Origin of the sequence: Achromobacter sp. UMC46 (genome assembly GCF_014170335.1) — a bacterium.
In the GTDB taxonomy this organism is placed as follows: domain Bacteria; phylum Pseudomonadota; class Gammaproteobacteria; order Burkholderiales; family Burkholderiaceae_B; genus Achromobacter.
This window is the reverse complement of record NZ_LZZS01000005.1, coordinates 543,901-557,179: the sequence shown is the minus strand read 5'-3', so window position 1 is coordinate 557,179 and position 13,279 is coordinate 543,901. Positions and strand designations below refer to the sequence as shown.

Genomic DNA, 13,279 nt, shown 5'->3' with positions numbered 1-13,279 from the left:
CCGCGAGCCAGGGCGCGCGGGCGGCGGGTCAGCGCGGCGCGTTCTTGCGTGTCGGTTTGACGGGAGCCGGGGAGGACGGTGGGAGGGCGATGTCGCTTTTCTCCACGACATAGCGCACGGGCAGCATGACGATCTGCTTGTCGGGCGCCATGTCTGGCGTGAACGCGGGCAGCCGGCCCGCGCGCCGGATCATGGCAAGCGTTGCGTTATCCACGCCGACGTTGCCCGACGACTTGGCCAGCGTCACGGCTTCGATGGCGCCGCTGGACAGCACCTCGATGCGCACCTGAACCATCAAGTCGCTGGTGGCGTCGTGGATCTCGGGCGGGACCTCGATCCGGCGTTGCAATTGCAGGCGGATGGTAGAGTGCCACTCGGCTTGCGAATTCAAGGTGCTGGCAAGCAAAGGGAGCGGCAGGCACAAGACGAGCGCGGCGACGATGGATGCGCGGAACCGCCAAAGCATGAGGAGAACTCCTGGGTTGGGGCCGTCCGGCGATCCGCCGGACAACTCCTGGCCAGCATAACCGACCACCATCTGCGTGTTACGCCGTGCCCGCCGCCAGGTCGTCGAACAGGCGGTCGCCGCCCATCTGGCCGCCCTTGAGCATCAGTTCGACCCCATCGATGACGGGGTCGTCGCTGCGGGCGACGCTGACGGTGACGCCTGGGGCCAATACGCTATGGAAGGCCAGTCCCCACAATCCCAGCGCCAGCGTGGCCTGGCTGGAGGTGTCGCCGCCGGCGATGCCGATGCGCGACAGCCGCTTGCCGGCTTGCGCGCAGGCCGTCACGATCGCCGCCGCGAGCCGTGCCGTGCCGCTTGCCGTGGCAGCGGCCTGCTTGGGGGTGACGGCTTGCGCGGGCCGGTCCGTATGGACCAGCACATTGCGCCCTTCGGCCAGCAAAGAGGCCGCTTCCCGGACCTGTTGCGCGGCGTAGTCCGGGTCGTCCAGCAACCGCTGCACGTGCAGCGGCTGGCGCGTGTACTGCTGGCAAGCGGCAATCTGCCGGGCCGTGACGGGTGACAGGCTGCCCGCCACGATCAGCACGGGGCCGTTCGCTGGTGGCAAGGGCGCGGAGGGACTGTTTGCGCGGCCGGGCGCATGGGCGCGGGCCAGCGCCTGCTGCACGCTGCTGGGTCCGACCGCCAGCAGCGGCACGCAGGCCGCCGCGCGCCAGATCAGGCGCCCGATGATGGGCAATTGCTCGTCGTCGGTCACGTCGAACAGGACAGGCCCGTCCGAGGTCTCGATGATGCTGTCGATCCAGTCCTCCACGCCGGGGGCATCGGCGGCTTGCCGCAGGCGAGGGTAGACGGTGTGCGGCACCGAACGGATGTCGGCCACCCCTTGCGCCGTCAGATGCCGGCGCAGGTCGGCCTCGTGCATGGGCGTGACGGGATGCCGGCTCATGACCGGATGGCGGTCGATGCGATGGATCTCGGGGGCGCTGCCCGCGCGGGCGAACAGTTGGGCGAAGCTGCAATAGCGCCCGATGCCCGGCTGGCCGCCGACGATGGGCACCAGCGGGTTCGGCATGTGGCGGCGCAGTTCGCGGATGGCCACGCCGATACTGCCGACGTGCGGCGCACTGTCGAAGGTGGAACAGCATTTGTAGTGCAGTACGCGTGCGCCGGTGCCCGCCATGAAGCGGCCCACGGCGCGCAGCTCGGTTTCCATCTGGTCCGGCGGCATGGCGCGCGCGGCGCCCGCGATGCCCAAGGCGTCCAGCGGGCCCGCGCGGCGCAGTTGTTCAGGTGTGGGCACGCCCAGGAACAGCAGGCTGCGCAGGCCGGCGCGGGCTACCTCGGCCAGCGTGTCGGTCGCGCCCGTGAAGTCGTCGCCGTACCAGCACACGCGCGGCGCGGACGTGCCGCCTTCGGCGCCAGTCATGCGCGGTTTCCGAAGAAGGCCAGGGCGCGTTGCAGTTCGGGCGCATTGCGCGCGAAGTCTTCCAGCGCCTGCCCCTCGCGCACCGCTTGCCAGGCCTGGCGGATGCTCTGCACCCCGGCGGCGGGGCCGTCCGGGTGGGCCAGGATCCCGCCGCCGGACATGAACATCAAGTCGTCGGTGCGGACTGCTGCCCAGGTGGCGGGGACGGTGCCGGCCCATTGGCCGGACGAGAATGCCGGCATGACGGGGTCGTCGATGCCCAGCGTCAGCGACGCCAGGCAGTCGCGCGCGGAGTCGACGACTTCACGGTCGTCCTGCGCGAATTTGCCCTGCAGGCCATGCACGTGCATATGGTCGACGCCGGCCAGCCGCCACAGCGTCTGGTAGGCCTGGAAATCCATGCCCAGCAGCGGTGCGCGCGACAGGGCGCCATAGCCATTGCGGTGGCCGTGCAAGGCCAGCGGCGTGCTGCGGCGCAGGGTCTGGATCGCCGAGAAGCCGCACCAGTTCAGGCTGGCCATGACGCAGGTGCCTTCTTCGCGTTCGATCAGGTCGGCGTGGCGGCGCATGGCGTCGGTCTCGTCGCTGATGTTGAAAGCCACCATGACTTGCCGGCCGGTGCGTTCGCGATGCGCGCGCACGACCGCCATGACGGCGGCGACGCGCTGCGCCAGCGGAGCATGCGTGGGGTTGGCACAGACCTCGTCGTCCTTGATGAAGTCCACCCCCGCCGCGCACAGCTGCGCCACCAGGTGCGCGGTCTGTTCGGGCGACAGCCCGACGTTGGGCTTGATGATCGTGCCCACCAGCGGCCCGGCGGCCACGCCGGTCAGTTGCCGGGTGCCGGCGATGCCGACCTGCGGCATGTCGAACTGGGCGCGGTAGTTGGCGGGCAGCTCCATGCTTTCCAGGCGCAGGCCGGTGACTTCGCCCAGGTCGTACAGGTTGCCGCCGACCGTGGCGGCAAGCGTGGGCAGGTTGGCGCCCACGTTGGCCACGGGGAAGGCGATGCGGATGCGGGCCCGCTGGTACTTGCCCGGCATGCCGCCCGGTTGCCGCGCCAGCCAGGCGTTGGGCAGGCTGGGCGTGGCCACGGTGTCCAGCAGTTCGATGGATTCGATCCGCGCGCGGGCCCGGGCGCGCAGCTCGTCGGTTTCGCCCTGCACGCGGGTGAAGGTGCCGCAGGACTGCTCGCCCGCCATCACCTCGGCGACCCGGGCGGGGTCCATCGGCGTTTCGATCAGATAGGTGGCGCTAAACGATTGGGAATTCATGGTGGCGGACGGCAGGCGGTGTCGGGGCAGAGGGCGTTCAGAGGCGGCTCAGATCGGGGAACGGGCGGACGGGGTCCTTGCCGTCCCAGTCCATGGCGCTGTTGCGGATCAGGTCGAACAGGCGGCCTTTGGGCCCGGCCACTTCGGACAGTTCGATCACGGTGCCGGGGTGGTATTCGGTGTCGAAATAGATGAAGCGGCCTTTCTCGCCCACTTCACCGCTCATCTTGGGCTTGAAGCCCTGGGCCAGCAGGCGTTCCAGATCGGCGTCGTAGCTTTCAGTCCAGTAGGCCACGTGCTGCAGGCCGGTGCGGCCGGCTTGCAGGAAGTCGCGGTACATGGACGGCACGTCGTTGCGGGTCTGGATCAGTTCGACCTGCACGAAGCCCGAGTTGGCCAGCGCGACCGAGTTGTGCGGTTCATGGCTGACGCCGTCGTACTGGTAGTTCACGATCGGCACGCGCGGGTTGTAGTACCAGGGGCCCACGCCCAGCGTGGTGCTCCAGTAGTCCATGGCGGCTTCGATGTCGTGGACCACATAACCGAGTTGGCGGATTTCGCCCAGGAAACGACTCATGATGGATCTTTATGAAAAGGTGGCTGAATAGGCGAGGCGGGGCGGCAGGCGTCAGGCGCCTGCCGCGTCGCGTCATAGGAAACCGATCGAGAACCAGGGGAAGGCGGCAACGACGATCAGCCCGACCAGCAGCGCGGCGATGTAGCCCCAGATCGGGCCGATGCCCTCGTTGGGGTCGACGCGGCTGATGGCGCAGGCGCCGTAGTAGCCCACCCCGAAGGGCGGCGCGAACAGGCCGATGCCCATGGCGAAAATCACGACCATGGCGTAATGCACTTCATGCACGCCGGCCTGCACCGCGATCGGGAACAGCAGCGGCCCGAACAGTACGATGGCCGGGATGCCTTCCAGCACACTGCCCAGGATGATGAAGGCGACGATGGAGACGGCCAGGAACCCATAACTGCCGCCGGGCATGCCGCCCATCAGGCGGGCCAGGTCGCCCGAGAATCCTGATTGCGTCAGCGCCCAGGCCATGGCGGTGGCGCAGCCGACGATCAGCATGATGGCGCCCGACAGCGAGGCGGTCTCGATCAGCATGGGACGCAGGCGCGCCCAGTCGAATCGCCGGTAGATCAGGATGCCGATCAAGGCGGAATACACGATGCCGATGGTCGACACTTCGGTGGCCGTGGCCACGCCTTCCACCACGGCCGCGCGGATCACGAAGGGCAGGGCGACGGCGGGCAGGGCGATCACGAAGAAGCGGCCGATTTCCTTTGCGCTGAAGCGCTGCGCCAGGCTCAGGTCTTCCTTGCGGTACCGCCACCACACCACCGAACACAGCGCCAGGCCCAGCACCACCGCGGGCAGCAGGCCGCCCGTGAACAGCGCGGCGATGGAGACGCCCGTGACCGATCCGATCGTGATCAGCACGATGGACGGCGGGATGGTTTCGGTCTGCGCGCCGGTGGCCGACAGCAACGCCACCAGGTCGCCCGGCTTGGCGCCGCGCTTCTGCATTTCAGGAAACAGCACGGGGGCGATGGCCGCCATGTCGGCGATCTTCGACCCTGAAATTCCCGACACCAGGTACATGGCGCCGATCAGTACGTAGGACAGGCCGCCGCGCACGTGGCCCAGCAGGCTGGCCAGAAACTGGATCATGGCGCGCGCCATGCCGGTCATCTCGATCAGCGAACCCAGGAAGATGAATAGCGGCACCGCCAGCAGCATCAGATGGGACATGCCTTCGTCCAGCCGCCCGACCATCACCTCCATCGGCGTGTTGGTGGTCAGCGCCAGATAGGAGAACGTCGCCAGCGCGAACGAGAACGCGATCGGCACGCCCGAGAACACGGTGGCGGCCACGATGCCGACGAAGAAGATCACCAGGTTGATCTTGCCCAGCCCCTTGAAGAGCGGTTGCGCCAGCCAGAACACGGCGACGATCACGGCCACGCCCGCCAGCGCCATCAGCACATGCGGCAAGGTCTGGGTGCGCATCAGGCGCAGCACCGCCACGACGGCCATCAACCCCATGCCCACCGGAATGGCGGCGGCCCGCCATGCGTTGCTGAGTTCCAGCGCCGGGGTGATGATGAAGTGCTCTTCGTGCGCATACTCGATCGCAGGCGCCAGGATCAGGATCAGGAAAGCCAGCGACGCGGCCAGCGCCACGGTTTCAAGCTGCGCGCGACGTGCGGGGCTGACGTTGTTGACCAGCGCCGTCATGCGCATGTGCTCGCCGCGGCGCAGGGCCACGACGGCGCCCAGCATGGACAGCCACAGGAACAGAATGGAAGCGAGCTCGTCGGACCAGACCAGCGGGCTGTGGAACGCGTAGCGCGCGACGACGCCGGCGAACAGCACGCAAATCTCGATCAGCACGATGGCGGCGGCCGCGTGCTCGACCACGCAGCCCAACGCGCCGTCCAGCGCGTTGGCGACCCGGCGCAGGGGATTGGCCGGCAGCACCGGGGCCGCGGCGTGGGGAGCGGACAGGGAGGACATGGCGCGACCTCAGGCCAGCGTGCCGACGCTTTGTTCCAGCAGCGACCAGGCTTCGTTGCCGAAACGGCCCTGCCATTCTTTGTAGAAGCCGGCGGTGCGTAGCTGTTCGCGGAAGCTGTCGGCGGCCGGCTGGTTGAACAGCAGGCCGCGGGCTTCCAGGTCGGACTGCACCGAAGCGTTGAGCTTCTTGATGTCTTCGCGTTGCGCCAGGCCGGCTTCGTTGATGCCGCGGGCGACGATGGTCTTCAGGTCTTCCGGCAGCCCTTCCCACATGCGGCCGTTGGCGATGAACCAGTAGCCGTCCCAGATGTGGTTGGTCAGCGAGCAGTACTTCTGCACTTCATACAGCTTGGCGACCTGGATGATGGGTAGCGGGTTTTCCTGCGCGTCCACCACCTTGGTCTGCAAGGACGAATACACCTCGCTGAACTGCAGGCTGGCGGGCGCGGCGCCCAGGCCCTTGAACATGGAGATCGGCAGCGAACTGACCGGCACCCGGATCTTCAAGCCGTTCATGTCGGATGCGGACGCCACGGGCGCCTTGCTGCTGGTGGTCTGGCGGAAGCCGTTGTCCCACATTTTTTCAAAGGCGTAGAGCTTGCGCTGCGCGATGGCGGCGCGCACGTGCGCGCCCAGCGCGCCGTCCATGGCGCTCCAGACCTGGTTGTAGTCCTTGAACGCGAAGCCGACGGCGTTGATGGCGGCCACCGGCACCAGCGTGGCGATCACCAGGGCAGACGGGGTGAAGAAGTCGATGCCGCCGGAGCGCACTTGCGCCAGCATGTCGGTGTCGCCGCCCAACTGGTTGTTCGGGAATATCTTGATGTCCACGCGGCCGTTGCTTTCCTTCAGGATGCGTTCGGCGGCTTCCTGGGCGCGGATGTTCAGCGGATGGGTGACGGGCAGGTTGTTGCCGTACTTGAGCGTGTAGTCGGCCGCGCGGGCGATCAGCGGGAACCCGCCAGCCAGGGCCACGGCGGGAACGGCGCAAAGGCGGCGCAGGGCACTGCGGCGTGTCAGCAGCTTCATGGTTGTCTCCATAATCGTAGTTATGATGTTTTTTGATGTGCCACAAAAACGCCAAACCCATGCGGCAGTGTGGACAATAGTGAATAGGCAGTATCATCGTCAAACCTTATTCATGATGGATTTTGATGTGAATAAAGCCCTGCCCGAACGTAGGCTTGCCCGCCTGGCCGATGTGGCCGCGCGCGCCGGCGTGTCCACCGCCACGGCCGACCGCGTGCTGAACCGCCGCCCCGGGGTGCGCGCCAACACCGCGCAAAAGGTCTTCAAGGCCGCCATCGAGCTGGACTACTTGCCGGAACAGGAACTGGCCGCTGCGGCCCCGGCCGAGCCCATGCGGCTGGTGTTCCTGCTGCCGCGCGGCAGTAACCGCTATCTGCGCATGTTGGGCGACACGGTCAGCTACGCGCACGAGCACTTCGCGCCGCTGAACGCCAAGTGCCAGATCGAGTATGTCGAGAGCTTCAACCCGGACGCCCTGGCGCAGGCGCTGGCCAAGCACGGCAAGCGGGCGGACGGCATCGCGTTCATGGCGTTGGAGCACCCGGTGGTGCGCGAAGCGGTCAACACGCTGGCGCAGCAGGGCGTGCCCACGGTGACGCTGATTTCCGATCTGGCCAACAGCGCGCGCACGGCCTACGTGGGCCTGGACAACCGCGCGGCGGGACGCACGGCGGGTTACTTGATCGCGCGCTTCATCGGTTCGCGCGCCGCGCATGTGGCGCTGATCGCCGGTTCGCGCCATTACCGCGCCCACGAAGAGCGGGAAAGCGGGTTCTTGCAGCTGTATGCCGAACAATTCCAGGCGATGCAGGTGGTGGACTTGCGCGAAGGCTACGACGACGCGCAGCGCAACTACGAGCAGACGCGCCAGTTGCTGGAGCAATATCCCAATCTGGCGGGCATCTACAACATCGGCGGGGCGTCCGATGGCGTGGCGCGCGCGCTGAAAGAGGCGGGCCAGCAGCACCGCGTGGTGTTCATTGGCCACGGCTTGACGCCCGATACCCGGTCTTTGCTGATCGACGGCACGATGGACGCCGTCATTACCCAAAGCCCGATGGAAGCGCTGATGAGCTGCGTGCGCATCTTCTGCAACCTGCGCGACAAGCGCAGCGCGATGAACGGCGTGGAATTGGCGCGCAGCCAGGTGATTTTCCGTGAAAACCTGCCGTAGTTCACCTGCGCAGCCATATGATTTTTCGCTTGCCAGTTAACTGCCTAGGCAGATAAAATCCGGAAATCGACCTCAAGCACTGCTGCAAGGCCACTATGCCCTCCGTCAAACCCACCGTGCTGGACCGCTTTCATACCGGCGAACTCGGCTTCATGGTGACGTCCGTGCGCAACGGCATCCACGACGCCCTGGAACGCGAGTTGGCCCCGTTCGAACTCACCACGCCGCAGTACGTGGTGCTGAATTGCCTGGCAAAGGGCTGGGGCCGCACGCTTAGCGATTTTTGCCGGGTGCTGGCGTACGACTCGGGCGCCATGACCCGGCTGCTGGACCGCATCGTGGCCAAGGGGTTCATCCGTCGGGTGGAAAACGAGTCCGACCGGCGCAGTTACCTGATTGAACTGACCGAGCAGGGGCAAGCCGCGCTGCCTCAGGTGCTTGCAGCGGTCGATGTCGCCATGCAGCGCTTGCTGGCCGGCTTCTCGGAAGACGACGCCGAGGCGCTCCACAAGCTGTTGTCGCGGCTGCTCGTCAACGCGGCCGCGGACTGAGTGGGTTCAGTCCGCTTTTTTTTGATCATTTAGCTGCCTGGGCATATACAGCCTGGGCATAAACATACTCCTGCCGCGACGCCGCCATGAGCACAAACCAAACCTCAAGCCCCGCTCCCGTCCCGCCGGCGTTGTTGATGACGATCGGCGCGTTGACGTTCGTCGATTTCCTGCAGAACGGCATGGTCACGTTCGCGGCGACGCCCATCATGGGAGAGATCGGCGCCAGCCCCGAGGAATACACGACCGTCGCGGTCATCTACGCGAGCGTGGCCGTGGTGCTGATCGCGCTGCAGGGTTGGCTGGTGCATCACCTGGGCATGCGCCGCTACCTGCTGGCCTCGCTGGGCGCGGCGGCAGCAGGGGCGGTGGTGTGCGCGCTTTCCGTTGGCGAGGCCGGGTTCCTGCTGGGCCGGGTGCTGATGGCGACCGGTTGCGCGGCGATGCTGACGTCGTCGCGGCTGACGGTGAATCTGATCCCGCCCCGCCCGGCGCGGTTTCAGGGCATCAAGGCGTTGGCGACGGGGTTGTGCACGGGCACGGCGCTGGCGCCTTGGCTGGCGTCGTTGGCGGTCGACCACGACGGCTGGCCCTTGATGTTCTGGTTGGTGGCCGCGCTGTCGGTGCTGGCGATGATCCCGGTCGCCTTCTCGATGCCGGGAAAGGAAGGGCATGCGACGGTGGCGGGGCGGGCCCGCGTGGCGCCGATCGCCGCGCTTGGGCTGGGCAGTTTCCTCGTGCTGCACGCGTTGCAGCGGTCCTATTACGATTTCTTCACTGACCGTCATCTGCTGGTGCTGTACGCGGTGGCCGGCGTGGTGGCGCTGGGCGGCTTCGTGTGGTCCGAAACGCGCAACGGCGCGCCGCTGCTGAAGCTGGGCGGCATGAAAGAGGCGCGTTTCCTGAGCGGGCTGGCGCTCTTCATGTTCTGCTATCTGATGCTGGGCGCCAACGGCTATCTGGTGCCTCTGATGCTGCAACGCGCGCTGGGCCATACCTGGGCCAACACGGGCGTGTTCTTTGCGATGGGGCTGGGCGCCGGCGTGTTGACCTTCGCGGTGATGGCGCAGCTGCTTGCCCGCTGGCCGTCGCCGCGCAAGTTCTTCGTGACCGGCTTCCTGGCGCTGGCGGCGTTCGGCGCGCTGATGTCGCGCCTGTCGCCCACGGCCGACGCCTGGACCGACGTGCTGCCCGCGCTGGCCTGCTACGGCGTGTTCATCATGATCGTCATGCCGGCCACGGCCATGAACACCTTCGCCGGCCTGACCCGCGACCCCGCCGTCTTCGCGCATGCGCAGCAGGTGAAGAACATGCTGGCGCAAATCGGGCAGGCGCTGGGCATCATGGTGGCCACGGTAGGCCAGCAGTGGCTGACGTCCGAACACTACAACGTGCTGCACGCCGGCATCGCCACGGGCAACGCCAACTTCGAAGTGGCCAAGGCGCAGCTCAGCAGCGTTTACGCGGCGGTGGCGGACCCGGCGCAGGCGCAGCAGATGGCGATGGCGCAGATTTCGCAATTGCTGAACCAGCATTCCGTGCTGCTGGCCAATCTGGATCATTTCCGGGTGCTGGCGGTGCTGGCGATCGCCGGCGCGCTGGTCAGCCTGACGCAACGGGTGTTCCGCTAGGCCATGGGCTCAATTTCCACCCAGCTGGCCGATCGCCTGGCGCGCCACGTCCGACAGCGACAGGCAGCCGTCCATGGCGGCGCGTTGCAGGCGCAGCGTCTGTTCGCATGTGCCCGACAAGGCCCCAGCGCCTGGAGTTCGCTGCGCCGGGCGGCAAGCAGAAAGCGCAACGGCGGCGGCAAGTGGCGCTCGGCCGTCGGAGGCTGAGGTACCGGGGGCTCGGACATCAGGCGATTTCGACGGCGTCGCCGTTCAGGCGTGCCTGCCAGGTGCGCAGCCGCTGTTCCGGGTATTGCACGCAGGTACCGTCGGCCAGGCGGAAGTGTTGCTTGTAAAGCGGCGAGGCCACGACCAGTTCGCCGCCCAAATGGCCGATCAGGCCTCGGCCGATGACGTTCGCGCCCGATTTCGGATCGCGGTTTTCAATGGCATACAGATCGGGGCCGTGGGCGCCGGGCAGGTAGAACAGGGCGATCTGCTCGCCGTCCACCCGCACGACGACACCAGACTGGGCCACCAGGTCCTGCCGCGTGCAGACGGGGCGCCACGGGGTGGAAGTGTAGGGCGCGTTCATCAGGCGATCTCCTCGGTGATGGGAATGACGCGCGACGGCGCGCGCGTCGGGGCCGGCCGGGGCTGGCCGCGTTCTTGCACGAACTGGATGTCGGGGTCACCGCCTTGCTCGTTGACGAAAGTGCGGAAGCGCTTGAGTTTTTCCGGGTCGCTCAATGCGTTGGCCCACTCGCATTCGTAGCGGTCCACCACCAGCTGTATCTGCGCGTCCAGTTCCGCGCACAGGCCCAGGCTGTCGTTCAGCACCACGTCCTTCAGATAGTCCAGGCCGCCTTCCAGCGATTCGCGCCAGACGGAGGTGCGCTGCAGCTTGTCGGCGGTGCGGATGTAGAACATCAGCACGCGGTCGATGGTGCGGATCAGCGCGGCGTCGTCCAGATCGGTGGCGAACAGTTCGGCGTGGCGCGGCCGCATGCCGCCGTTGCCGCACACATACAGATTCCAGCCGTTCTCGGTGGCGATGACGCCGATGTCCTTGCTTTGCGCTTCGGCGCATTCGCGGGTGCATCCCGACACCGCGAACTTCAGCTTGTGCGGCGAACGCAGGCCCTTGTAGCGGTGCTCGATGTCCAGCGCCATCTGCACGCTGTCCTGGACGCCGTAGCGGCACCACGTGCTGCCCACGCAGGACTTCACGGTTCGGGTCGATTTGCCGTAGGCATGGCCCGTTTCAAAGCCGGCGGCGATCAGCTCGGCCCAGATGTCGGGCAGTTCATGCAACTGGGCGCCGAACAGGTCGATGCGCTGGCCGCCCGTGATCTTGGTGTAAAGCTTGTACTTCTTGGCCACCGCCCCGATGGCGATCAGGCCGTCGGGCGTGATCTCGCCGGCGGGAATGCGCGGCACCACGGAATAGGTGCCGTTCTTCTGCATGTTGGCCATGAAGGTGTCGTTGGTGTCTTGCAGGGGCACCAGGTGCGGGTCCTGGATAGGGCGGTTCCAGCACGACGCCAGGATGGAGCCCACGGCGGGCTTGCAGATGTCGCAGCCCACATGGCCCTTGCCATGGCTGGCCAGCAAGGCCTCGAAGGTCTCGATCCCGCCCACGCGCACGATCGCATACAGCTCTTGACGGGTGTAGGCGAAGTGTTCGCACAGGCTCTTGTCCACGGCGACGCCGCGGCTCGCCAATTCGTGCTCCACCACTTGCTTGAGCAGGCCGGCGCAGCCGCCGCAGCCAGAGGCCGCGCTGGTGCAGCGTTTCACGCCGGCCAAATCGGTGCATCCGCCGTCGATGGCCGCGCTGACCGCGCCTTTGCTGACGTTGTGACAGGAGCAGATCGTGGCGGTGGCCGGCAGGGCGTCCACGCCAAGCGCCGGCGCGGCCTTGCCCAGCGGCAGGATCAGGCTGGCGGGATCGGCCGGCGGCGCGATGCCGTTCTGCACGTATTGCAGCAGGGTGTCGTAATAGCGGTTGTCGCCCACCAGCACCGCGCCCAGTACGCGCTTGCCGTCGGCGGACACCACCAGCCTGCGGTAGCTGGATCCGGCCTCGTCGACATAGCGGTAGCTGCGTGCGCCGGGCGTCGCGCCGTGGGCGTCGCCGATCGAACCCACGTCCACGCCCAGCAATTTCAGCTTGGTGGACATGTCGGCGCCGGTGAACGGCTGTTCTTCCGCGCCGCACAGCTCGGCCGCGACGATGCGCGCCATGTGATAGCCGGGCGCCACCAGGCCGAACACGCTGCCGTTCCAGGCCGCGCATTCGCCGATGGCGTAGATGCGCTCGTCGCTGCTGCGGCAGCGGTCGTCGATCGCCACGCCGCCGCGCTCGGCCAGCGCCAGGCCGGCCTTGCGCGCCAGCGTCACTTGCGGACGGATGCCGGCCGAAAACACGATCAGATCGGTCTCCAGCGGTTCGCCTTCGGCGAAGCGCATGCGGTAGCGGTAGCGCGTGCCCGGTTTGATGTCCTGCGTGGCGCGCGACAGGTGCACGCCCACGCCCAGCGCTTCGATCCGGGTGCGCAACGCGTCGCCGCCGGCTTCGTCCAGTTGCACCGGCATCAGGCGCGGCGCGAATTCCACCACATGGGCTTCCAGATCCAGCGACTTCAGCGCATTGGCCGCTTCCAGCCCCAGCAGCCCGCCACCCACCACCACGCCGCGCCGCGCGCCGCTGGCCGCTGCGCGGATCAGGTCCAGGTCGTCGATCGTGCGGTACACCAGCCGCGACGCGCCTTCGGCGCCCGCGATCGGGGGAACGAAGGGGTACGAGCCGGTGGCCAGCACCAGCTGGTCATAGGCCACGCGGCCGGTTGCCGTCACGATTTCACGGGCCTGGCGGTCGATCTCCAGCGCGGGTTCGTCCAGATGCAGCACCAGGCCCTCCTGCGCATAGAACGCGGCGTTGCTCATCGCCATCGACTCGGCGTCGCGTCCGTTCAGATAGTCGGACAGATGCACGCGGTCGTAGGCGCGGCGGGACTCTTCGCCGTAGACATGGATGCGATAGCGGGCAAGCGCGCCGCGGGCGATCAGCTGTTCGACGCAATGGTGGCCCACCATGCCGTTGCCGATCACGACCAGCGTCTGCAAGGAATCGGGAGTGGCCGCTGCTTTCATGGAGTTCCCCAGGCTTGGATAGGTGAATCAAAAAGGTGAATCAAAAAGGCAAAAGGCGCC

General features: G+C 67.1%; 11 protein-coding genes. 3 read left to right on the top strand and 8 right to left on the bottom strand.

Annotated elements, in window-relative coordinates; genetic code table 11:
• Positions 1–28: 28 nt before the first annotated feature.
• The 6 genes from A9973_RS10275 to A9973_RS10250 all read right to left on the bottom strand — a co-directional run bounded on the left by A9973_RS10275 (position 29) and on the right by A9973_RS10250 (position 6,728).
• Positions 29–466 (bottom strand): energy transducer TonB, encoded by a 438-nt coding sequence (locus A9973_RS10275; protein ID WP_183013654.1) that lies wholly within the window; start codon positions 464–466, stop codon positions 29–31.
• A gap of 79 nt (positions 467–545) precedes the next feature.
• Positions 546–1,895: a four-carbon acid sugar kinase family protein gene (locus A9973_RS10270; RefSeq protein ID WP_183013653.1), complete on the bottom strand. Its 1,350-nt coding sequence runs from the start codon at positions 1,893–1,895 to the stop codon at positions 546–548.
• Positions 1,892–3,169, bottom strand: a complete 1,278-nt coding sequence (locus tag A9973_RS10265; protein WP_183013652.1) for a ribulose-bisphosphate carboxylase large subunit family protein — start codon at positions 3,167–3,169, stop codon at positions 1,892–1,894. The genes A9973_RS10270 and A9973_RS10265 overlap by 4 nt, the downstream gene beginning before the upstream one ends.
• 37 nt (positions 3,170–3,206) lie before the next feature.
• Positions 3,207–3,746, bottom strand: a complete 540-nt coding sequence (locus tag A9973_RS10260) for a VOC family protein (RefSeq protein WP_183013651.1) — start codon at positions 3,744–3,746, stop codon at positions 3,207–3,209.
• Positions 3,747–3,818: 72 nt separating this feature from the next.
• Positions 3,819–5,699, bottom strand: a complete 1,881-nt coding sequence (locus A9973_RS10255) for a TRAP transporter large permease subunit (protein WP_183013650.1) — start codon at positions 5,697–5,699, stop codon at positions 3,819–3,821.
• A gap of 9 nt (positions 5,700–5,708) precedes the next feature.
• Positions 5,709–6,728 (bottom strand): TRAP transporter substrate-binding protein, encoded by a 1,020-nt coding sequence (locus tag A9973_RS10250; protein WP_183013649.1) that lies wholly within the window; start codon positions 6,726–6,728, stop codon positions 5,709–5,711.
• Positions 6,729–6,840: 112 nt separating this feature from the next.
• Here A9973_RS10250 and A9973_RS10245 point away from each other — a divergent pair, with 112 nt between their 5' ends.
• The 3 genes from A9973_RS10245 (at position 6,841) to A9973_RS10235 (ending at position 10,084) form a co-directional block, all read left to right on the top strand.
• Entirely contained in the window at positions 6,841–7,902 is a 1,062-nt protein-coding gene (locus A9973_RS10245) for a LacI family DNA-binding transcriptional regulator (RefSeq protein ID WP_183013648.1), read from the top strand.
• A 95-nt stretch (positions 7,903–7,997) separates the two neighbouring features.
• Positions 7,998–8,453, top strand: coding sequence for a MarR family winged helix-turn-helix transcriptional regulator (locus A9973_RS10240; protein WP_183013647.1), 456 nt, complete (start codon positions 7,998–8,000; stop codon positions 8,451–8,453).
• Positions 8,454–8,539: 86 nt separating this feature from the next.
• A complete protein-coding gene (locus A9973_RS10235) occupies positions 8,540–10,084 on the top strand; it encodes an MFS transporter (RefSeq protein ID WP_183013646.1) in 1,545 nt (514 codons plus the stop codon).
• A gap of 226 nt (positions 10,085–10,310) precedes the next feature.
• On the opposite strand, the gene nirD is transcribed toward A9973_RS10235, so the two are convergent.
• Complete coding sequence (nirD, locus tag A9973_RS10230) at positions 10,311–10,658, bottom strand: nitrite reductase small subunit NirD (RefSeq protein ID WP_183013645.1); 348 nt, start codon at positions 10,656–10,658, stop codon at positions 10,311–10,313.
• Positions 10,658–13,219, bottom strand: coding sequence for a nitrite reductase large subunit NirB (gene nirB, locus A9973_RS10225; protein ID WP_183013644.1), 2,562 nt, complete (start codon positions 13,217–13,219; stop codon positions 10,658–10,660). Before nirB ends, nirD begins: the two co-directional genes overlap by 1 nt.
• Between the last annotated feature and the right edge of the window lie 60 nt (positions 13,220–13,279).